General features: G+C 59.3%; 17 protein-coding genes and 2 pseudogenes. 11 read left to right on the top strand and 8 right to left on the bottom strand.

All coding sequences use genetic code 11. The features are described 5' to 3' along the window. Positions 1-187: 187 nt before the first annotated feature. Positions 188-971 (bottom strand): annotated as a pseudogene (locus tag AAFG16_RS02920) (YihY/virulence factor BrkB family protein); the annotation flags it as partial. A 798-nt stretch (positions 972-1,769) separates the two neighbouring features. Between AAFG16_RS02920 and AAFG16_RS02915 the strand changes: the two are divergent. The 4 genes and pseudogenes from AAFG16_RS02915 to AAFG16_RS02900 all read left to right on the top strand — a co-directional run bounded on the left by AAFG16_RS02915 (position 1,770) and on the right by AAFG16_RS02900 (position 4,693). Further along, positions 1,770-2,981, top strand: coding sequence for a hypothetical protein (locus AAFG16_RS02915; RefSeq protein WP_342737141.1), 1,212 nt, complete (start codon positions 1,770-1,772; stop codon positions 2,979-2,981). A gap of 16 nt (positions 2,982-2,997) precedes the next feature. Beyond that, positions 2,998-3,567: pseudogene (locus AAFG16_RS02910) on the top strand (protein-S-isoprenylcysteine O-methyltransferase). 137 nt (positions 3,568-3,704) lie between these two features. Continuing rightward, positions 3,705-3,896, top strand: coding sequence for a hypothetical protein (locus tag AAFG16_RS02905; RefSeq protein ID WP_028154154.1), 192 nt, complete (start codon positions 3,705-3,707; stop codon positions 3,894-3,896). Between the two features lie 155 nt (positions 3,897-4,051). Next, positions 4,052-4,693 carry a hypothetical protein gene (locus AAFG16_RS02900; RefSeq protein ID WP_342740840.1) on the top strand — a complete coding sequence of 214 codons (642 nt, stop codon included), beginning with the start codon at positions 4,052-4,054 and terminating at the stop codon, positions 4,691-4,693. A gap of 12 nt (positions 4,694-4,705) precedes the next feature. Here AAFG16_RS02900 and AAFG16_RS02895 read toward each other — a convergent pair whose 3' ends face one another. After that, on the bottom strand, positions 4,706-5,023 hold the full coding sequence (locus AAFG16_RS02895) for a hypothetical protein (protein WP_342737139.1): 318 nt from the start codon (positions 5,021-5,023) through the stop codon (positions 4,706-4,708). A gap of 438 nt (positions 5,024-5,461) precedes the next feature. Here AAFG16_RS02895 and AAFG16_RS02890 point away from each other — a divergent pair, with 438 nt between their 5' ends. From AAFG16_RS02890 to AAFG16_RS02880, 3 genes are read left to right on the top strand one after another with little or no spacing between them, the layout of a single operon-like run. Further along, positions 5,462-5,911 carry a glycosyltransferase family 2 protein gene (locus AAFG16_RS02890; RefSeq protein WP_342737137.1) on the top strand — a complete coding sequence of 150 codons (450 nt, stop codon included), beginning with the start codon at positions 5,462-5,464 and terminating at the stop codon, positions 5,909-5,911. Continuing rightward, positions 5,794-6,597 (top strand): glycosyltransferase family 2 protein, encoded by an 804-nt coding sequence (locus AAFG16_RS02885; RefSeq protein WP_342737135.1) that lies wholly within the window; start codon positions 5,794-5,796, stop codon positions 6,595-6,597. The genes AAFG16_RS02890 and AAFG16_RS02885 overlap by 118 nt, the downstream gene beginning before the upstream one ends. 10 nt (positions 6,598-6,607) lie before the next feature. Then, positions 6,608-7,762 carry an HlyD family efflux transporter periplasmic adaptor subunit gene (locus tag AAFG16_RS02880; RefSeq protein ID WP_342737133.1) on the top strand — a complete coding sequence of 385 codons (1,155 nt, stop codon included), beginning with the start codon at positions 6,608-6,610 and terminating at the stop codon, positions 7,760-7,762. A gap of 168 nt (positions 7,763-7,930) precedes the next feature. On the opposite strand, the gene AAFG16_RS02875 is transcribed toward AAFG16_RS02880, so the two are convergent. Continuing rightward, positions 7,931-8,314, bottom strand: coding sequence for a DUF1330 domain-containing protein (locus AAFG16_RS02875; protein ID WP_342737131.1), 384 nt, complete (start codon positions 8,312-8,314; stop codon positions 7,931-7,933). A gap of 1,352 nt (positions 8,315-9,666) precedes the next feature. Here AAFG16_RS02875 and AAFG16_RS02870 point away from each other — a divergent pair. The 3 genes from AAFG16_RS02870 (at position 9,667) to AAFG16_RS02860 (ending at position 13,477) form a co-directional block, all read left to right on the top strand. Continuing rightward, a complete protein-coding gene (locus AAFG16_RS02870; RefSeq protein WP_342737129.1) occupies positions 9,667-10,167 on the top strand; it encodes a DUF1269 domain-containing protein in 501 nt (166 codons plus the stop codon). A gap of 336 nt (positions 10,168-10,503) precedes the next feature. Continuing rightward, positions 10,504-11,790: a glutaminase A gene (gene glsA / locus AAFG16_RS02865; protein ID WP_342737127.1), complete on the top strand. Its 1,287-nt coding sequence runs from the start codon at positions 10,504-10,506 to the stop codon at positions 11,788-11,790. Between the two features lie 88 nt (positions 11,791-11,878). Next, positions 11,879-13,477, top strand: a complete 1,599-nt coding sequence (locus AAFG16_RS02860) for an MFS transporter (protein WP_342737125.1) — start codon at positions 11,879-11,881, stop codon at positions 13,475-13,477. 645 nt (positions 13,478-14,122) lie between these two features. On the opposite strand, the gene AAFG16_RS02855 is transcribed toward AAFG16_RS02860, so the two are convergent. After that, positions 14,123-15,112 (bottom strand): ABC transporter substrate-binding protein, encoded by a 990-nt coding sequence (locus AAFG16_RS02855; protein WP_342737123.1) that lies wholly within the window; start codon positions 15,110-15,112, stop codon positions 14,123-14,125. Positions 15,113-15,380: 268 nt separating this feature from the next. On the opposite strand from AAFG16_RS02855, the gene AAFG16_RS02850 reads away from it, so the two are divergent. Further along, a complete protein-coding gene (locus tag AAFG16_RS02850; protein ID WP_342737121.1) occupies positions 15,381-15,701 on the top strand; it encodes a RidA family protein in 321 nt (106 codons plus the stop codon). 892 nt (positions 15,702-16,593) lie between these two features. On the opposite strand, the gene AAFG16_RS02845 is transcribed toward AAFG16_RS02850, so the two are convergent. The 4 genes from AAFG16_RS02845 to AAFG16_RS02830 form a co-directional block, all read right to left on the bottom strand. Further along, positions 16,594-17,100, bottom strand: a complete 507-nt coding sequence (locus AAFG16_RS02845; RefSeq protein WP_283081124.1) for a heme-binding protein — start codon at positions 17,098-17,100, stop codon at positions 16,594-16,596. A gap of 570 nt (positions 17,101-17,670) precedes the next feature. Next, positions 17,671-18,126, bottom strand: coding sequence for a cache domain-containing protein (locus tag AAFG16_RS02840; RefSeq protein WP_283085592.1), 456 nt, complete (start codon positions 18,124-18,126; stop codon positions 17,671-17,673). Positions 18,127-18,368: 242 nt separating this feature from the next. Then, positions 18,369-18,704 carry an ABC transporter substrate binding protein gene (locus AAFG16_RS02835; RefSeq protein WP_342737117.1) on the bottom strand — a complete coding sequence of 112 codons (336 nt, stop codon included), beginning with the start codon at positions 18,702-18,704 and terminating at the stop codon, positions 18,369-18,371. Positions 18,705-18,979: 275 nt separating this feature from the next. After that, a complete protein-coding gene (locus AAFG16_RS02830; RefSeq protein ID WP_342737115.1) occupies positions 18,980-19,414 on the bottom strand; it encodes an ABC transporter substrate binding protein in 435 nt (144 codons plus the stop codon). Between the last annotated feature and the right edge of the window lie 2,320 nt (positions 19,415-21,734).

The raw sequence follows: 21,734 nt of genomic DNA, 5'->3' as shown, positions 1-21,734 counted from the left end.
TGTCTGCGCGCGGAACGTTTATGGCCCGCGGATAATGAGGTTCTTAGAGACAAGGCAGTGTCGTGCTGATCATTACGTCACTTACCTGAAGGCTGCTGTGAATACGTGTTTAGCTGAAGCTCAGAAGGCGACGCGACCAGCAGCCTTGGCGGAAGGCCGCTCTTAACCAGGCGAGACGAACGGTAGCTTACTTGCCTTGTGCCGCGCCAACCGTGTCGGCGACCCGCGCCCCACGGGCTCCTAGCCCGGTCGGGGGCCCGGTCGTGGTGTCGCGCGCTGTTTGATGCTCCATTTCGGCGTCGATTCCGCGCCAAGGAGAACCACGACTGCTGAGATCCACAGCCAGGTCATAAAGCCGATGACGGCTCCGAGCGAACCGTACGTCTCGTTGAACTTGCCGAAACTGGCGGCGTACCAAGAGACCAAGCCGGATATTGCCAGCCAAAGAACCGCCGCGATTGCGCTATCCCACGTCACCCATCGCCATAAGGCTGCTTCCCGGCTTGGGCCCGGTAGATCACCGCCAAGGCCAAAGTGAGTACAACGAGCATTGCAGGCCACCTGCCGATCCTGAGCAGAAGATCGCCGGCGTTGGACAAGCCCACATAGTTGAGAAGCACGGGAACAGCGACGATCGAGCCGAGCGCCGCGACTATGAACAAGATCCCGCCGATCGTGAAGCTCAGCGAAACTGCGTTGAGCTTGAAGAACCCGCGTCTCTCTTCCTCGCCGTGCACGATGTTCAAGGTGTCAAACAGCGATTTCATAGCCGCGTTTGCGCTCCATAGAGATGTCGCCAGTCCGATCAGAAAGGTGATGCCGAGGGTGTTGGAGCCCTTGGATGCCACACGGGTAAGCTGCTCTTTCGCAATGTTGATCGCTCCGCCCGGGAGGAATCCACCAAGCTGATCGAGATGCTTGCCGATCGTCGTGGGATCGGAGAAGAGCCCGTAAACAGCAACCAGCGCGGCGAATCGCGGACCGTTACCGCTGCGAGACGCCTTTCTACGCCATCGCCGGAATTGAGCTCGGCAAGCATCCACTGAAGGCCGACGCTGTGGTTCGCCCACCGGGAGTCATATCCGGCTCCAACAGCCGACTTAATACGAGCATCGGATTACCGGCTGTGGGCCAAAAGCAGGCATCGGCCAGCTAATGTCTGCGGACTGCGGGTAGGAGGTCACGACGGGAGCCTGAAGGCGCAAGGCAGTTTATGGTTTCCCTTCGGATGTACCCAGACAAGTGGCCTATTGCACGACGCGTCCTGGCCGGGCTTCAGGGAATGATCACCCCCAACGAAATGGGTTTCGCAGACCCACTTTTTCTCCGGCTCCATGTACATCTCTGCTGGGCTGGAGCACCTGGGCTCGGCGCACATGATCACCGTCATGTTCGCATAGGCCAAACAGCTATTGCAGGCATAGACGTTCGGATGTCGATGCCCTTCAAGCTCCTCCCACACATGCTCCGACTCCGACACCTCTGGCTGAAATCAACTTTGGTCATAGCATCCTCCCCAATGCTCAAATGGACTGAAACCCCTGCACGGCCGCGCAATTCCTTTGCCAGCTCAACGCGCCCGATCGACAAACTTGCCATGCGCGCGCAGTGAGCCGCATCAAACGAAGGTCGCTTCTCTCTTGACAACCCTTGGCGCCAGACGTTCGTTAGGTCTTTGCTATTACAGCTCGATTGACGCGTGTACGATGAGCAACATCAGAAGTTCGCGGACAGAAGTTGTTGCGGGTGACAATACACCCGGAGCGCCCGTGGCGAAGCGCCTGGTTTTTCATATTGGCGGCTATGATCCAACCACGCCACCTGCCGGCGCGGAACGACGCTTTCTACGCGAAATTGAAAGGTTTCAGCGCACCTGGACAGTGAAAGCGATCGTTGACAATTTGCGCGACAGCGCGGATCAGACCAAGTGGAATGTGACGACCACCGGCCCCGATTGGCGGGTCGAAACCGACTACCATTTGGTTCGATGGGACGATGTCATTGAAGGGTTTAGCCGACGAAGCATCGGTTCACGAATTCCTCTCGGCTTCCTTGCCTTCCTAGATTTCGTTTTGGCCGGCACTCTCTGGCGTTACTTGCTGACCAACTGGCGTTACGCACTTTTCTTTCTCTATCCATTCGTCATGTTCGGACTGCTCATCGCGACCGCCGTCTTGATTGGCGTGCTTGCATTCAAAGTCACCGGGTCAACTCCCGTTGCTGCTGTTGGTGGGCTCTTCGGGTTCGCAGCCGTTTTGGCGGGCCCGTGGCGCTGGCTGCACCTGGGCGACTTGTTCGACGACTGGATTTTTTCGCGCGAGTATATTCGATTCGGCAATTCGAAACTCGAGCAAAGGCTAGAGAGGCTGGCCACCGAGCTCGTGGCTGCGACGAGCAATTCCGCCGCAGACGAAATTGTGGTCATGGAGCACAGTCTTGGCGCCGTACTTGCGGTTGATCTACTTGATCGCGCCTTGAAGCAGGACCCTGAGCCCGGTAGGAACCAAATTCCCGTCACGTTCTTGAGCGTTGGATCATCCATACTCAAGGTCGGCCTGCATCCGAAGGCAACACGCTTTCGCGCGACGATGGAACGCGTCGCCAAGTCGCGCACGATCTTCTGGGGCGATTATCAGGCCCTCGTCGACCCGTTGAACTTCTACAAAAGCCGGCCGATGGCCGAAATGGGCTTATCGAGGGAAAACGAAGCGACCGTCAGGGTCGTGAGCCGAATGCTCGACGACGACATCTATCGACGCATCCGCTTCCACTTCTTCCGCTTGCACAACCAGTTCGTCAGTGGAAATGATAAGCGAACATCGTACGATTACTTCATGCTCACATGCGGACCTGTTTCAGCCAAATCCCAGACGCTCGCCTCGGATGGCGCCGTGTCGATGATCGCTGAGGGCGGCGAACTTATTGCGAGCGCGGCGCTGCTAGAAGGCGAACTGCCAGGTCACCCGGGCGCGGCAGCCTAATTCAAATGACGCCACCATCTCGAAAGTCATCTTCGTTGCCTTGGCGATCGGCTGGTATCTCATACGCTACAAGTACGCGCGGCGTTCCCGTCGTGCGAGGATTGTGCGGAGCACGGCGCCCCCCTGGAAACTGCGCTTTTGCTGATATCTCTTTTGGGGCTTGGACTTGTTCCGCTCGCCTACGTCGCGATACGAATACCTCGTTTTGCAGCTCACATCTTTATCCCTCGCTGACTTGGCTGGGGTCTCTTTGCGATTGCGGCTTTGGGCGTGTCCCACCTGGCGCACCGTGCACTCGGCCGGAATTGGTCGGTAAGTAAGTCTCGACTTGCGGGAGAACCATGAACTCGTGACGGAAGGGATTTACCGGAGAGTTCGGCACCCGATGTATTCGGCATTTTGGTTATGGGCTATCGCCCAGGCATTGCTGCCTAATTGGATTGCCGGTTTAGCGGGCCTGGCCGGCTTCGGGATCTTGTTCTTTGGCCGCGTCGCAAGAGAAGAGCGAATGATGCTGCAGACGTTCGGCGACAGCTATCGCGAGTATATGGCGCGGATCGGCAAGATTTTCCCATCAATCCGTTAAAAGCGTGCCCCTTCTGCAACATTTGCCAGAAAAGAGATCGCGCGACTGCCCTCATGGGCCTCTATTTATTGCGTGAGGAGAACGTCCGGGTAGGCTCAGAATCGGTAAGGGTAGTGGGCAACTTCAGGGGAGACTTGATGCTGAAATTCGTAATTGCGGGTGCTGCGTCTTTGGCTTTGGTGGGAGCGGCAGCTGCCGCGGATCTGCCTCGTCCGCAACCCGTCGTCCAGACCGCGCCGATTGGTAAATATCCCGTCGGCAAAACTCCAGTCGGCAAATACCCGATCGGCAAGGCTCCGGCGCCGGCTCCGTTAGTCACCAAAGGTTAAGCCTGCGGATTCGAGCGCCTTCGGCCCGTCGGGGGCCGGAGGCGTTCACCTCCGATAAGCGGACTAGTTGTCGCTTGGGCTGTGCTGGGCCCAAGAGGGGGGCGTGCGTGGCAAGAGTGATCTGGGAATACCGCGATCTGCGATTGTTTGTCGGAATGGCAATTTTTGCGGCTTCCGTGGGAAGCGCTGGTGCACAGCAACTCATGGCGCGCGCTGATCTTCAGCAGCGACCGGACACTGCCCCCAAGGCTTCAATTAACTCCGCTACGAAAACGGCCGCGGCTGCGCCAAGCAACCCGCCAGCCACGTCGGATGCAAAGCCGGCCCGGGCATCTTCAGTTAAAGGACCCTACTACGTTGATTTTCGTGCACGCACTGCTGCATCCTACGGACACGCATTTGTCTGGTACGGCAAGACGAGCCAAAGGGCGGTCGAAGTTGCCGGCCTGCATCCAGCAGGCGACACGTTGCCGTACGTATTGGGACATTTCATGTTTGTGCCTTCTGAAACGGGCGCGAGCTACGGCGACCTCGATGAGCAATATTTGACAGCGAGCTATCGAGTCTACTTGAATGAGGCTGACGCCAAAAAGGTATTTGCTTACATCCAGCGTCTTCAGGCGACCTCGCCGGTGTGGAACGCGGGAACAACCAACTGCACCAATTTCATCGGTCGCATAGCGAGTTTTATGGGCCTGAAGGCTCCATTCCATTTGTTGAAGCCTGAAGAATACATAAACCGACTCAGAGCGCTAAACGGTGGACGTCAAACGGTGCAACTGGTTGCCGAACGGTAGACCCCGGGATCTTCATTCAGGCTCTATGACTAGCCGGTCCTCGCAAACCGACGTGACCTCCAGTAGCGCAATGACACGCTCCGGATCGCGCTTCGCAACCGTCCCCTCGCGATGCGCAGGGTCGCCGACCAACTGCTGGACAAGGCGGAGCAAGGCAATCTTGCCTACATTGGGGAGCTTGTGGATCGCCTGGATGATAAGCCCGTGCAGGTCGTTGACCGGCGCGACGTGCCGATCGAGGAGCTGAGTGATGCCGAGTTGTATCGCATCGCCGCGGGGGGGCGGCCTCAGCCCGGACACGATGCTGATGATTCCGCCGGCAAAGGTCAAATCGGACGATCCGAGCTGAGTCTGAGGTCATCACCTGAGAACTGCAGGCGACTGAGCAGCCTGATTACTTGCGTAGCCTGCCACTTGCCACCGCGCGGCGGCGTGACGCCTCGGTCATTCAGGATACCGAGACATTGCGAGTAACAGTTGGTCCGACCTTGGATCATTCGGCTCCTGGGAGAAACAACTCCTCTCTTGATTAAAAACTTCAGAAAATCACCAAGACGGACGCCGGCCCTCGTGCCTTGATCCATCTCAAAGCACAACGAGCCCACCGTCCTACTTCTTGCCAGCCGCCTGGTCAGCCTTTGTGGGAGGCTCCATGTTCGAGATGTTGCAGCTCGTCGCGAGGAGCGACCCATTGCAGCTTTTTCTTGCCGTGCTGATCTTCGATATTCCCGCTTCACGCTGTCGCTGCTCTCGCTCGCAATCTTTGGGATGCGCAAGTCCTCAAGGATCGACGCGACTGCCAAGGCGCCTGCGGTTAGTGTCATCATCCCAACCTTCAATGGCGGTTCCGGTCTCGAGCCGACAATTGCATCGCTGCGCCAGCAGACGTTGCGACCGGTGGAAATCATTGTTGTGGACGATGGCCCGACCGATCAGACGCGTGCCATTGCCGAACAGGCGCGAGCACTCGGCCTTGTAGATATGGTGATCTGGCACGGGACGCGCTGCGGCCGTAGCCCAGCGATCAATGCCGGTGCGCGATTTGCGAGCGGCGAGCTCATTCTGACCGTCGATGCCGATACGATTTTCGATCCCCCGCGGTGGCTCGGCTTGCGGATGCATTTCGCGATCCCCGCGTCGGTGGCGCGAGTTGCAACATTGCCATCAGCAACGAACGCGACTCGCTATGGACAGGGCTGCAAAGCGTCGAGTACCTGATGTCGATCAGCGCCGGCCGATCTATCTTGGATGTCGTTGGTGCCATCGCTTGCCTGTCGGGCGCCTGCTCGATGTATTGTCGCGAGACGTTCCTGCGCAACGGTGGCCTCGATGTCGGCCCGGGCGAAGACCTGGAGTATAGCTTGCGCCTTCGCCGCCTTGGCTATCTCATTCGCTTCGTACCGGACGCTTGGGCCGAGACGGACGGCCCCGCAAGCGGCATAGGCTTGTTGCGCCAGCGTGCGCGATGGGATCGTGACGCGCTGAGAATCCGTTTCATGATGTACGGTGAGTTGAGCTTCTCTCATCCCTTGGAGCGCTTGCCGGACACGTTGCAAAGGTTGGATTTTATTGTCTTCGATCTCGTCCCGACACTGACATTGCCGTTATACCTGATCAACGTCGTTCTGTTGTTCGGGCCGAGGGCCGCCTTATTTCTCGGCGCGATCTATGTGTCGCTTCTGTGGATTTCATTTTTCAACATGGCGCTTGCATTCGTCATGTTCAATCGATCCATCGGCTTTTTTGCTCTGAGCGCGTCGCTGATCTTTCCCTTCTATCAAGGCGTCTATCTGAAATGCGCTCGGTTCTTTTCCTATTCATCGGAGATCATCTTCGCGACATCGCGCCACGACGACTTCGTGCCGCCGCGAGTTCGTCGTGCACTTCTGGACGATCGCGGTTGAGGGCAGAACCATGGACATCATGATCAATCGTCTCGGTCCCAACGTCCCGGATCCGATCGAAAGTCGCCGCCGCGCGGCGGGGCGGGTGGTACGTTTCGCCTACGCGCTGATCGTGTTTGGAGTCCTTGCATTCTTCGTTATCTATTTCGGCGCGCCCTTCGTTTACCTCGGCGGACCCGGCACCGTCACCTCGCCGCGCCAGATCGTATCGCTGCCCTACACCGTACAGATCGCCAAAATGGACCTGGAGCCAGGTGCGGTCGTCAAAGCAGGCGAGGAAATTGCCGAGGTGGTTTCGCCGGAGCAGGACAGCATCGTCGCAACCTATATGAGGGCGCTGGCCGATATCAACGGCTGCACAGCAGAGTTGCGCATTCAGGCCCGCGTCGCGCAGGAATCGCTGAATGCAGCGCGCGCCTACCTGAAAGTAACCGAAGACGCAGCGAAGCAAGTGGAAGCCATGTCCTCCGCTACGGTGACGTTCCGCATGGAAGTGTTGCGCGAGCGCGCCTCTGCTGGCAAAACTGTGGTCTCCCATGAGGCCGAAGTGGCAGAATCGGCCGTTCAACTCGCCTCGCTGGATGATTTCATCGATCAACTCCGAGCCCGCTTAGGTGACGTGCAAAGCCATTTCGGCCAAGGGAAAGTCTTTGCGCCGGTTGCCGGGGTCGTTTCGACCGGCATCGCGCATGTTGGTCAATCCTTGACGGCGGGTGCTTCAATCGCGGAAATCCTTGATCCGACCGATACCTTTGTTGACTGGTATATTCCGAATGAGCGTCTGATTGACCCAAAGTGGGTAAAGAAGTTTTTGTCCTGTTTCGGGAACCGCCGCATTCCCGGAAGCATCGCGCAGATCCTGCCGGTCTTGGCCGTGTATGCCGGCGCGCAAGTGCAGCTCAGAGATCGCCCCGCGACGCAGATTGCGCGAATCCGCTTCGATCCAGGCACGTCTCCGCCACCGCTCAACTCCACCGTTTATATTCACATGCATTACAGCGAAGTCGTCGCGCGCATCGCCGGGACGCTTGTAAGTGGTCTTCGGCCTTTACTGAGGGCAGCATCAGATCCGGGCAGCAGAGCATGCAAGTCGAACGCGAACAGACGGTATGCCCAATCTGCGGCACCGCGGGCCTGCAGCGCTTTCCAATATTTCACCACATGATTTGCGCTTATGTCGGTCCAAGGTACGACTTCCATCTAGAAGGGGCCGACGTTTAGTGAAGCGGCCGTATGTTAGGCCGTTCCGAGCGAGCCGCGCTGTCGACGTTGGAAGGAAGGCCGCCAAGGCGGGCGGCCTCCTGGTCGGTTATTGCGGCACGCGGTCTGGGGGCTATTTCTCGACTTCGACGGCATACCTGCGCACGACCTTGACTGCCTTGTCACGCTGGGGAGCAAGGGCCGCCCAGGCTTTCGATTTATAGAATGCCACCGCGTCATCTACGCTGTCCCATTCGGTGAGTGCTGCACTCTTGGGGGGTGCGCCCCCCTCTATCTGAATAACCCTTCCGGCCGCAGTACGCAAAGCGCGACCATGAGCGTCTGCTATCAGATTGCGGGCCGCAGGCAGGTAAGCGGCTTGGGCCGACGCATCGAGGATTTCATTTTCGCTGATGACGTATGCTTTCAGCTTGGCCCCTTGAGCGTGGAGGCCCTGGACAGCGATGGCGCCGATTGCGATGCCTGCGAGCAATGTCATCGAATGTTGTATTCTCATGACTTCCTCTCAGTTGCTTGCCGATGATCCGGCAGCCAATAGTACTGCTTTTTAAGACTGAGCAGTGAGCAATCTAGGGCACCGGCTTCGGAATAGTCCGGCACTCGGCGTCTAACGCAACATGAAAGAGGTTCGTCCGCTTCGGGGCGGGATCGGCGGTCCGCCCGTCTCCAAGCTGTTTCCGGTCTACACCGAGGCCGACCCTCGGGCGAGCTTCGAGCTAGGCAGCATCGGAGCAACGGCGGGCATAGAGCCGAGGGATATCAGATAAAGCCTTCGATGTACTCTCGCACCGCCCTTGTGTCGCCAGCCGCGGCAGCACAGATGCCGAATGCATGAATTTCATGAGGCAATGCGCTGCTTGGGCTTTTTCGAAGAAACCGCCTCGCGCATGCGGCCGGCGCTCAGAAGCGCGAGCGCGGCTTCCTTGCTCCGTTTAAGATGTTCTTCTCGCGTTGACATTGAAGGCAGGTCTCGGTGTGATAACGTAAAACAGCCTGTTGCTCACTGGCTTGGCAGTCAAGCCAACTGGAATGGAGCCCCAACTTCCTATGTCCGGGTTGAGTAGTGCCGTTTCGAGCAATGCCGGAGCGCCTCCGGTTTATCCCCGGCTAAAGCGGGCGCGGGACTAATGCCGATCAATCGACTACTGCAAGGTAGGGAGCTGCCTCCGAACGAAGTCGAACGACTGAGACAGGCGTTCGATTTAGCCTTGCGGGGGTTGCATTTGGTTGATCGCAACGATCCGATCTGCGAGATCGTAGCCCGCAAGGTCCTTGATATTGGGGCCGCCGCTCCTACTCGCAAAGCGCGAGAGATCGCCGCCCTCGCGGTCAAACAGCTCGGTCCGTAAGGCTTGTCTCTCGCGGTTATTTCATGAAGGCCGGATGAACGGGCCGGTGTCCAACCACGCAGCGGCCCCGCCAACGCTGTTACACATGGCGAGGCCGCCTGCGCTCCGGGTCGGCCGGAGGTGGCTAGAACCGGAGAGCAGCAGACCTTACGCCCTGCCAGCTAGAATGAGGATCGCCCGAAAGGAGCACTCACTTCGGAATGCTGCAGCACCATAACTGTCATGCTTCCGCGATGAGGCTAAGAGAGGCGGCGGCCATGTTACCGCGCCCGCGGCAGCTTTTTTCGTTGCAAGTTCGCGCTATCCGAACCTCCCACTAGCCCCACCAGCGCATATGGCAGCTATGATTACTCAATTGCGTTGAGAGTGCATCACATCTCGTAATTGTGAATAGGCAGGCCGCGTTTGAGGCAAGGATTTCTCGGTTCGGTGTTAGGTTTCGGGCGCACGCTCCAGCGTGCGTGGAGGGGCGGGACACCACATCGTTCGGGAGAGTTCCATGTCGGATCTAGTCGCGATCGTGTATCCATCCGAGGCCAAAGCAGAAGAAGTTCGACAGAAAATCCTTAACCTCCAGAAAGAATATCTGATCGCGATCCAAGATGCGGTGATCGCAGTAAAAACCGGCGAAACGGTCAAACTCAATCAACTGGTGAGCACGACCATGGCGGGCGCCGCAGGAGGAAGCTTCTGGGGGCTGCTGTTCGGAATCGTGTTCCTGAATCCGCTTATCGGCGTAGCTCTTGGTGCCGGCGCCGGCGCATTGGGCGGCGCGCTGACCGATTTCGGCATAAACGACCAGTTCATGAAGGACCTCAGCTCGAAGGTGAAATCCGGGGATGCCGTTCTGTTCCTGCTGATCAAGAGCATGACTGCAGACAAGGTCCTCAACGAAATCAAGGACGCGGGAGGGACCGTCCTGAAAACCTCTCTCGATGAAAAGAAAGAACAGCATCTCCGCGACACTCTTGCCGCCGCTACCCAAGCCAAGGCTGCCTAGGCGTGTGAGGCAAAGGCCTGGGTTGGAGCTCAACCCCAAAGCAGTCTTCGCCGTCACAGCAGCCCCCCGACGTCCTTGTCGCTGACCCGCAGCGCCGGGTCAGCGCGCGAGCGGCATAGGTGTTGTTCAGTTTCGCTTGCGAAAGAGCCGACCGAGCATTCGGGTCTGCCGTTTGGCGAGTTCTCTTCCTGGGAGCAAGAGCCGATGAGGAAATCGTGCGCAAATCGAATTTTTGGATGCTCGCTCTTGCGGCTGCGTTGGCAGGGGTGACGACGACGGGCAGTCGCTCGCATGCCGGAATTGTCGGAGGACCGCTGGGCCTGCATGAGGCCGCCGATGATCTTCGGCTTGCGGAGACTGTCCAATTCCGCTGGAGAGGCCACCGCTACTGTTGGTACAGCCGCGGATGGCGCGGCGCCGGCTGGTATCGGTGCGGCTTTAACTGGCGGCGCGGTCATGGCTGGGGTGGTCCCGCCGGCTGGCACGGATGGCAACACCCAGGCCGCCCGGTGGCTCGTCCGCCGAAGCCGGGCCCGCCGGGAATGCAGCGTCCCCGGCCGCTCCCCGACAGGGTGCCGGGTCGGCCGGGTGCCCGGCCATTGCCTGACAGGATCTGACGTGATGGATACGTTCTCGCCGCCTAAGCACGGGCACTGGCCCTACATATCGACCGGGCATCTGCCTGAAGCCGAGACGGTGCAGGACCTCGTGCGCGAAGCGCACGCCCGTTTCCGATCGAACAATGAGGGCGAGAACTCCAAGGTGTATCCGGCGCTCGAGCGAGCGCCGAGCGACCTGTTTGGCGTGTGCATCGCGGGCACCCGCGGGCAAATCTACGCGGCGGGACATACCGACTACGATTTCACGATCATGAGCGTGTCCAAGCCGTTCGTCTTCGCGCTAGTGTGCGACGTCATCGGGCCCGAGGAAGCGCGCGACAAGCTTGGCGCCAACGCCACCGGCCTTGCATTCAACTCGCTCGGCGCGGTCGAGCAGATGCCGGAGGCGCGGACCAACCCGATGGTGAACTCAGGCGCGATCGCGACGACCAGTCTGGTCCCGGGCGCGTCCGAAGCGGACAAATGGAAGTTCATCCATGAGGGCCTGTCGAAATTCGCCGGGCGAACCCTGCCGCTGAACGAGGAAGTCTATGCCTCGGCATCGGCGACCAACTTCCGCAACCGGGGCCTGGCCCGGCTGCTCCAGAGCTATAATCGCATCTACAGCGATCCGAAGGTAGCGACCGACCTCTATACCCGTCAGTGCTCGCTCAACGTCTGCGCAAAAGACCTCGCGGTGATGGGCGCAACGCTCGCTGACGGCGGCGTCAATCCGCTGACCAGGCAGCGCGTGGTCGACGTGTCCGTTTGCCACTACACGCTCGCCGCGATGGCGACGGCGGGATTGTACGAAACCTCCGGAGACTGGCTCTACGACATCGGGCTACCGGGGAAGAGTGGCATCGGCGGCGGCATAGTTGCGGTGTCACCCGGCAAGGGCGGCTTCGGAACCTTTGCTCCGCGGCTCGACGCCGCCGGCAACAGCGTCAAGGGGCAGCTTGCCGCTAAATTCCTCTCGCAGAGCCTGGGGATGGATTTGTTCGTCTCGAACGCTGAAACGTGACGCGCCGCGTACTCCGCTGCGCTGATCCTCGAACAGGAGATCGGCCATGTCGGTACAAGCTATTCCAGCCCAGCACGCTGAGACCGAGGTGCGCGCCTCCTGGCTGCCGATGATCGCGATCGCGCTCTCCCAGATGATCATGTCCTTCAATGTCGCGGCGCTGCCGGTGTCGCTGGGCGGCATGGTGGAGAGTTTCGGCGTTCCGCCGACGACGGTAGCGACCGGCATCGTAGTCTACGGGATGCTCGTAGCCGGCCTGGTGATGCTTGGCGCGAAGCTCCTTCAGCGCTTCGGTCCGAGCCGGGTGTTTCGGATCGCCGTCGTGGTGTTCTGCGCCTCCCAGGTTTTGATGACGTTGAGTCCCACCGCTACGGTGATGATCACGGCGCAAGGGCTGATCGGGGCGTCCGCCGCCGTGATCGTGCCGGCCCTGGTCGCGCTGATTGCAGAGAATTATTCAGGGCAGCAGCAGGCAACGGCCGTGGGCGCGCTTGGTTCTGCACGTGCGGCTGCCGGTGTGCTCGCATTCATCATCGGCGGTATCCTCGGCACCTATATCGGATGGCGCCCGGTGTTCGGGATTCTGATTGCGGTTTCGGCCATTGTCTTTCTGCTGAGCTTCAAACTGAAGGCGGATGAAGCACGTCCCGACGTGACCATCGACATGGTCGGCGTCGTGCTGGCCGCGGCCGCCATCGTTTTCACCGTGTTCGGATTCAATAATCTGAACCGATGGGGCCTCGCGCTCGCGACACCGAACGCACCGTTCGATCTGCTTGGGATGTCGCCCGCGCCGATCCTGATCGTGATCGGCATCGTTCTCGGGCAGGGTTTCCTGATGTGGACGCGCAGGCGCCAGCAAACCGGAAAGACCCCGCTGCTTTCTCTTGAGGTTCTCGATTCGGTCGAGGAACGCGCCGCGGTGTATGCGATGTTTGCCGTCGTCGCGCTCGAGGCCTCCCTCAATTTCACAGTCCCCCTCTACATCCAGATCGTGCAGGGCCGCACGCCGATTGCGACCGCGATCGCGATGATGCCCTTCAACCTCACGGTCTTCTTCGCCGCCATGCTGATCGTGCGGCTTTACGGCCGTCTGACGCCGCGCCAGATTGGCCGCTACGGCTTCACGCTCTGCGCCATCGCCCTGGTGTGGCTGGCTTTCGTTGTCCGCAACGACTGGAATGAGTGGCCGGTGCTGCTCGGCCTGATCATTTTCGGCATCGGGCAGGGCTCGCTGGTCACGCTGGTATTCAACGTGCTGGTGACCTCCTCGCCAAAGGAACTCGCTGGTGACGTCGGATCGCTGCGTGGCACCACGCAAAACCTCGCTTCCGCCGTCGGAACGGCTACAGCCGGCGCACTGCTGGTTGGCCTGCTGAGCGCGATTGCGCTCGGCGGCATCGCGGCGAGCCCGAAGCTCACGCCCGAGCTGCAGGCGCAGGTGGATCTCGATAGCATCAACTTCATCAGCAATGATCGGCTGCAGACCGTCCTGTCAGGCACTACGGCAACGCCGGCGCAGGTCGCCGAAGCTGTGCGGGTCAACACGGAAGCGCGCCAGCGCGCGTTGAAGATCGGTCTGCTGATACTGGCCGGTTTGGCGCTGCTCTCGATTATTCCGGCCGGACGCCTGCCCGACTATCGGCCGGGCGAGCTGCCGGAACCACCGGTGCGGAAAGGAAGCTGACGTGACCTGAGCGATGTCGAGTTGGGCACCGGATTTGAAACCGCTGGATGCGGGGCGTTTTGGAACAACAGCTGCCAAATGAGACGGCGCGGGAGCCGGTCCTGATCGATCTCGCGCTACACCCGCATACGATTTTCCCATGAGCCGTTCTCGTGCTCGCATCGCTTAAGATGCAAGCCCCCTACCGGTTTGGCCTCCATCAATCGTCACCAACAAACGTTCACGGGAACGACGCGCCAGCCCCAGCCCCGACGCCATCTCGTACACCCGTCCCAACCCGGTCCCCATCCCCAGCCGGGTCCCCAAGCTGCGGCGCTGGCGAGCCCGAGCCCGACGGCCGGCGCACCCCAGCCCCATCCACCGCCTCGCCAGCCGCCTCCGCCCCAGCCGCCGTGAAACCCGCGCCATGAAAGCCGCGTTGCGCCGAAGCTACGGTGGGTGCAAGTGCAAGGACCGCCGTGATTCCAAAAGCGAAGAGCGCTTTAACATAGCCACTCCGGAGGTTGGAAACTTACGCATAAACGCAGCACCCCTGCGTTGAGCAAATCTCGTCCGCTGCGCCCCACTAAGCTCGACCTCAGTGAGGGGTGTCGCCACTTCGCTGATGGGCCATTTTCGGACTCATGCGCCGCAACAAGGGAGCGCTTACTCGATCACCTCATCGGCGGTGACTAGCAGGGATGATGGAATCGCCAGCCCAAGGGCCTTGGCCACCTTGAGATTGATCACCTGCTTGAAGCGGGTCGGCTGCTCGACCGGCAGGTCGGCGGGCTTGGCCCCGCGCAGTATCCTGTCGGCGTAGCCGGCGGCCTTGCGGAAATAGTCGGGAAAGTCCTGTCCGTACGACATCAGGAGACCGTACGGGACCATTTCCGCGATATAAGTGATCGTCGGCATTCTGTGCCCAAGGGCCGCTACGCCAACGCGGGCTCGCTCGTTGAACAACATCGCTCCGATGACAACGACACCGTCGACGTGATCGATCTGCGCTTGTGCGAATGCCGGCTCGATGGCGTCAGGAGCCGGAATTTCGATCGAACGAAACGCAAGTCCGAGCGCCTTTGCCGCGGCCGCAAGGGCCGGCACCACCCGCATCCCCCCTTTTACTCGAACTGGGGAGTCCCAAAATACTGCGACGCTGGACAGGCTCGGAACGGCCTCCTCGAGAAGCGCCAGAATTTTGCCGGACAGGTCATTCAACACCAGCGCAAGCCCGGTCAGGTTGCCGCCGGAATGCGCCAGACTTGCGACGAGTCCGTTGGCAACCGGGTCCGGCACAATGACAAACACGATGGGAATCGTGCTTGTGATCTGCTTCAACGCAACGGCGCCATTTGCCGTTACAGCGATGGCGACGTCGACGTTGCTTTCGACCAGCTCCCTTGCGAGAACAGGATACCGATCAAGCTGCTCGGCGGGAAACTTGTGAAGGAATTCGACGTTCTTGCCCTCGATGTAACCGAGATCGCTGAACGCCTTGACGAGCACGGTGAGGTACTCCCGTTCCTCTTCCGCGCTGCCGGCATGCCAGAGTACGCCGACTTTGGCGATCTTCCGTCTTGGCTCTGCTCGGGCCGTGAGTGTCCACGGCAATGCAGTGGTACCGAGAAGCGCAATGAACTCGCGTCGCCTCATAGATTGCCCCACGACCGAGAACGAGTTGTCTTGGTTCAGATTAGCAGATTGGAAGCCTCGGAGCGAGAGACGGGCAATGTCGTGCTTGGGTCAAAATGCGAAGAACTCAGGTTGAGCAAAGCTGGTCCGCTTGGGCGCGATGCGCGGACCTCCGGCATACACGGCGCAACTTCGCAGATGGGCTATTTGGCGACATCGTTGATTGGCGTAGTCTGCCTGTTATGGGCCGGAGACAGTATTGCGAGATTGAATTTGATCGGAGACCCACATGAATGCGGAAGCGAGACTTATTGAGCTAGGCATTAGACTTCCAGAGTACCCAAGGACGGTCGGAAAATACGTTCAGGCGGTTCTGTTTGGCGATATGCTTCACATTGCTGGGCATGGACCTGCCCGGGTCGAAGGCATTCCTGTGACGGGAAAAATTGGTAGCGAACTAACAATTGAGCAAGGCATAGTAGCGGCAAGACAGGTCGGCCTGAATACACTAGCGATCGAAGCACCATTTGGGGACATTGGATCGCGTAGTCAGGTTTGTGAAAATGATTGGTCGGGTCCACGCTGTGCCCAGCTTTACGCAGCATGCTGAAATCGTCGATGGTTACACCGACCTAATGCTTTCGATTTTCGGCGAAGCAGCTCTGTGCGCAAGAGCAGCGCCTGGGATGGGCTCCGCACCTTTCAAAGTCGCGATGATAGCGGATGCGCTTGTACAAGTCCGTTAAGTCGTCTCACTAGGCTCAGAAGGTTCCACAGTGGGTCAATCGCGACGGTTTGGCCCGGTTTAAGTTAGATCCGGTCTACGTCTGACAGCCGACATATCCTCTGCCGTGGGATACGGCAGCGATGGCCGCCAACTGAGGCGGCCTTACCGCGAGAGCGCGTTTTAGGCGGAAGAGCCATGCATCGCGCGTCATATGGGCAGCCTGTAGTTCCGGCTCACTCTGGCCGGTTGCGTAACCGGTGGAAGCAAGGCTCTCGTTCCAACAGGTCCATTTGGACCGCCATGCTGCGCCATTGCCCAGCGCCGTTCCTGAGCGAGTGGGCCACCGTCTTATCCTGAGCCCTATCGGCGCGTTCCTCGCACTCGTCGGCTCTCAATGGGACTCAGCGGGTCCCTAACATCCCGGAACAGTCGCCATCCCTCTGAGGCCGCTCGGAATGCTAGCCCAAGTAGATTCAACAGAACGGATGAACCGAAAATGAACGCAGACGAAATTCAAATCCGCATTAGGAACGAACCGGCAGCTAGGAACGGTTTGTGAAAGGGATGGTCCGCAACGGGTCCAAAACGGGCTGTGGGGGTCAGTTCTGTCGTACGTCCGCTCTGCTCGGAAGAGCAGCCAAGCGGGAGTTGCTGCGATGGGCGGCTTCGGGCCAACAACGGACGTGGGCCAATTGCGTGAGGACTAAGCGACATAGAGCACGCGTTGAGGCCGCCCGACGGGATGGCCTCGGTGATTGCGAGCAAGCGGCGGGTTTCACTTCGCTGCGTCGGCACCCGCCTTTGCAACTTGGCCATCCTGAACTGACGTCCCGCCAGAGACGCCGATCGCCCCGACAATCTTGCCATCCACATTAATGGGAATGCCGCCTTCTAGCGGGGATGCCCCACGGAGTGCCAAGGAACGCAAACCGATGCCGCCCTGAGCCACGAGATCCTCGAACACCTTGCTGGGGCGCCTGTAGTTAATCGCGCTCTGTGCCTTGTCCTCGGCAGCCATGAGAGAGCCGTATTGGGTATTGTCGAGCTTGTGCAACATCACCATGTGGCCCGTGCTGTCGAGGACGACGATGGCCATTGCCCAGTTGTTCTTTACGGCCTCCGCTTCCGCGGCAGCCATCACTTTCTTGGCCGCCTCAAGCCCAAGTGGCGCTCCATAAGGCGTTATCGGAGGTGGGGATGGCGCCTGTTGAGCGCTGGCTGTTGCCGTGAATATCACGGCAGCCAGGATGGAGGCCACTAGCGTCTTGCCCTGCGTCCTCATGTTGTTGTCCTCCCGATATCTGGTGGTTGACTAAATAGTTAGCCCCCTGCGCTTGGACCACTTGCGATTGCAGGATTGCGCCAATCCGTACGAGAGTCCATTGGCTGAATAGTGGCGCCGGAGCAAAAGGCAGAGCGGCCCCTCTTCAGACGGGCCACCTTCGATCGGCTGCGTGTCAAGGACCGCTATGCGTCACGAGCGTTGCCCTCTGCGATAGAGGGCCGCTCGTCGGCTTCCGCTATTCCCCGTTCACGACCGAGATCACGCGGCGCTGCAATAAGCAGCGAAGGCCCATAACCGGACTCATGCACCGTTGGTGCGGGCTCGAGCCGAGTCCGTATATTTTGATTTCGCGGGCCTTTCTCTCGGTTTGATCGTACGGCCTTTGTCCGGTCGGGTCATTGCTCGGGAGATTTTACACCCCTCTTTCAAGCTTTCGGATTGCGCTCTCGGCGAGAGCCGGATCGCGGTGCAGATAGTTGGCATCCAAGGTCTCGACCACGATCCGCGCTCCATCCTGTCACTTTGCCTACCAGCGCTTCGAGCTGCTTGTAGTCGTTGTCGGATATTTTACTTGTAGTAACCGACACCGCATCCTAGCTCGCCAACTTTCGTGACGAAGCTGATTTTTGGAAACAGCGGCTCCGTGGTGCCGGGCTTGGGAAACATATATGGCTTGATTTCGGTGATTTGGCCTTCCGGTTTCTGCGCGGCGGCATAAAGCGCTTCGCCGTAGGCTTCGCCCTTATTGTCTTTGAGCGTGCGAACATCGGTGCCAGCCTTGACCGCTTTCGGCGTCGCGAGCGTCTTGGCGTCTGAGATTCGGAAACAGAACGGATAAAGATCGCGATCGAGGAATCCGTCCTCGCCCTTAGTGAACTTGATCAGGGCCACGACTTGATCCGCTTTGACCGCCGCAATGGCCTTGTCGAGCATCGCCCGCGCCTCTTGTTCTGTGCCGCCTTGCTGTGCGAGCGCAGTGCCCGAGAACGCGAGAACCGCCACTGTCGTCAATGGTACGCGCATGGTCTCCTCCTCGCTTGGTTGAACCTTCGATTGGCCGCGCCATTCTGTGCCCAGGATAGGCGAATTTCAACAACGTCAAATACGTTGCTTACCTATCGTCCCCCTCGGCGCGGCGAAGTCCGCAATGTGTCAATCGCCGAAGAACTTATGACGAGCACAACGGGTCCGCTCCGACCCACATACCGGACCTGACAGCGCACAGGACACTTCGTCGCTTCGGGCCATAACCGGAAATACAAGGTTCACTCGATCACCTCGTCGGCGCGGGCGAGGATCGAAGGCGGGATTGTGATACCCAGCGTCTTGGCGATCTTTAGATTGACAATCAGATCAATTTTGGTCGGCTCCTGGACGGGCAGATCGGAAGGCTTTGGCCCCTTAGGTTTCTTGTCGACGTAACCGGCGCATTGGCCGAAAATGGCTTTGATGTTAGGCATGTAACTCAAGAGACCGCCTGCATCGCTAAGAAGCACGCTCGGCAGACGGTGCTCGCGCGCAAGGTCGCCCAAACGCGCCCGATGGCTGTAAGCAAGCGACGAGCCAGGCGCCACCATGGCTTCGGCGTGCGCCCTATCCATCGCGGAATGACAGATACGTCACTATTGCCTGTGGTTGCGGGTGGGGCACTGGTAGTGAAAGCAGAGGAGAGGAATAGTAATGAACCGCGTTACGATAGCCCTAGTCTTTGTCCTGATCATACTATCGCCTGTTCATGCTTCGGATTGGAACAGGACTATCCGCCAGCAATCCTGGTCCGGTATCGCTTACCGCGACGACAACGCCTACCGTGAGCAAGTTGAACGTTCCTTAGACCCTTCCAACCTTTTTGTATCAGACTCACAGAAGGAAATAATCAGGAATCAATACCTTGAATACCTGCGGCATCAAGAGCAGCAGCGTATTCAACAGCAAGGGCAAAGATACGAGATAGAGCGGGAACGGCAGCGCTAGCGAACGCGGTATCAAACTCCTCGACCGTTCTGGCGGGCACGAGTTGCAATGTGACCGCCAGCTTCTGCGCCGCAACCTCGATCGACGGCATCGCGACCTTATGCTGCTCGTATGTCGAATCCCAGAGGATCGCGATCCGCCTGGCGCTGGGCACGGCTCGCGCCAACATCTCGAAAATCTCCGGGCCAAAAAGCCCAAAGCCGGTCAGGTTCTCGCCTGGCCGCGCCAAGCTTGCGACGATCCCTTCGGCGACAGGGTCGGCACTGAAGCAGAATACGGTTGGGACGGCGTTGCCCGCTTGCCGCAGCGAACGAATATAAGTCGTGTTCGCAGCCAACGATGAGATCGAGATCGAGCCGCACCAACTCCGCGGCCTTGGCGGCTGCGAGCGGGTCCGCTTGACCGCTCGCCCAGCGGTATTCGACCACACTGTTCTTGCCTTCTATGTAGCCAAGTTGGCGTAGCCCCTCGCGGAACGCCTCGATGGGCGGCAGGGAGGCGGGACCAATGTTGGTTCCTAGATAGCCGATGCGCGGGATCTTCGTTGCAGTCGGTTGCGCCCGCGCGCCCCCGAAAGCCGCAGCGACGAGCAGCCCGGCGATAATATCGCGGCGCCGCGTGAGTACCTCCTCGGCTATAGCGAGGAGCAATGAGCTGAGCCTAACGCTGCCTATATTATCAGTTCAAACGCGCGCAGAGGGTACAAACTTCAGGCCGCCTCCCGCAGGATCGCCTCGCAAACGATTGCGCAGCTGACGGCTGGTCGACGTCGGCTCGGGGTCAAAGCCCGCAATACTCTGATTGACTGAGAAGTTATGCTTAGACCCGCAAAGCGGACGTCTTGCCTTTAACTGCACCCCAAGCCGCCCCGCAAATTTACGGTGGCGTTAAGAGAGACAAGCCACGATGGCGAGTACAACGTCTGCGCCAAGATCACCCGAATACGTCGCCAACAGAATCCCTACACCAAGGACAACGCCAACCACTTTAAGTGCAAGCATCTGAGTCGCCTCCGTTCACGATGGTAGGCTGGACTCAAATTGTTTCCGGCCCGCTTCGAGGAAGCGGTAAATGGTGTCGTTCACCGAGCCGTTACCCTTAGGGAGCTGACTGGTCATAAGACGACGAAGGCCGGCGGAGTTTTTGAAAGGTCCAAAAAGGGCAACACGATTGGCTGATTCACAACCGTCGCGCTTTGTCACAAAACCTTGACGGACGTGTGCAAGCGTCTGGCAGTTGGGATTTCAGTACCCAGACTGGAATGCATTTGCGAACGCTGCCCGGCGTACATACCCCGCGCGAGCAGTGTGCAATATGGTCTCTTATTTTGAGGTTGGTGCATGTTCAGTGCTGAAACTACTGCGGTCCTTATAGCAGTCCTTGAAGAAGTCTGCGAAAACATCCCCGTTAGCGAAGTCGGCGCCCGAACGCATGTTGCGACGAAGATCCTTGAGGCCGCGGCACAGGGACAGCTTTCGAGCGACGCATTGAGAACGGTGGGCCGCGAGGCCCTGAATGCACCCACGCTGTGGCGTTGATCTTAAGCCCGTCGGTTCACGCTGGCGGGCCTTTCCCGAATGGCCAAGCGAGCAGGAGGCCATGGTGAGCGAACGGGCACCGCCAATGTGCAGATTCATCGTTCGGATGGGGCGCGTCGGTTGGATGGTTTACGATCGAGAGCGCCGGGGCCCGGCGTTGGTTGGGACCGACTGGGCAGCCAATTTGACGAAGGAGCAGGCAGAGCGAGCCTACAAAATCCTCGTTGGCCCAGCACACGAACCTGAACGCTCGGGCGTCGGCCGCGCTCTTTCTTGAATCGTGCATTGAGAACGGTCTGCCGCGCATCCTAGTTTGCTGGAGGACTTGATCGCTGCCCTGGGAAGTCAGGTGAATTTTAATGTTGGGAGCTTGAAACTAGGCGGTTTCTGCTGAGGTTTGTTTCGAGACAGCAAAGAAGAAACGCTGTTGCTGAGGAGGGAAACATGAACGAGCTGAACCGGTCATTGGGCAGGAACGCTCTTCTAGCCGCTAGCGTTGCTGCCGGTCTTCTTGGGCTCTCCAGTACGAGCGCCTCCGCCGCTATTGCGTGTAGGGGAGACGTCTGCTGGCGCGTCCCCGCTGCCTATGCATATGCACCGGCGCCGACCATTGTCATCCAGCCTGACTATTGGCGGCCCCCGACTCCGGCAATCGTCATTCGCGAGCACTGGCGACCGGTCGAGCGCTTCTCGCGGGAGTACATCGTGCGGGACTATGGTAGCTTCGACGATCCCGAATGGTAGCCAAGTCGCCAAAGGCAGACTCGATAGCTGAAGCTCGGACCGCAAGCTGATACTTCGGAATGAGGACCTTAGCCGCGCGGGCTGCTCAGCTGCCAGCCGGGAGTGACCAAGGCTCACAGTGTTGGCATGTTAAAAGGGGGTGGAGCAATCCGTGGCCGAGGTGGTCTCAAATCTGGCGTTCGACCCGATGGCGATGGCCTAGGCAGTGATCCGAGCGGCGGGCGGTGATGTCGTCCCCTTCCCCCGCGGTCCACGCGGCCATTGACTGTGGCTCCGGTCTCACAACCGAAGCCGTTTTTGCGTGAAGTACGCCAGTCTGCCCGTGACCTGCGCACGTTCTCAAATTGGCAAAGCGCACTCTCTCCATTTCAGAAC

It is taken from the genome of Bradyrhizobium sp. B117 (assembly GCF_038969555.1).
GTDB lineage: Bacteria > Pseudomonadota > Alphaproteobacteria > Rhizobiales > Xanthobacteraceae > Bradyrhizobium.
The sequence above is the reverse complement of the archived record's forward strand: the minus strand, read 5'-3'. Positions and strand labels throughout refer to the sequence as shown.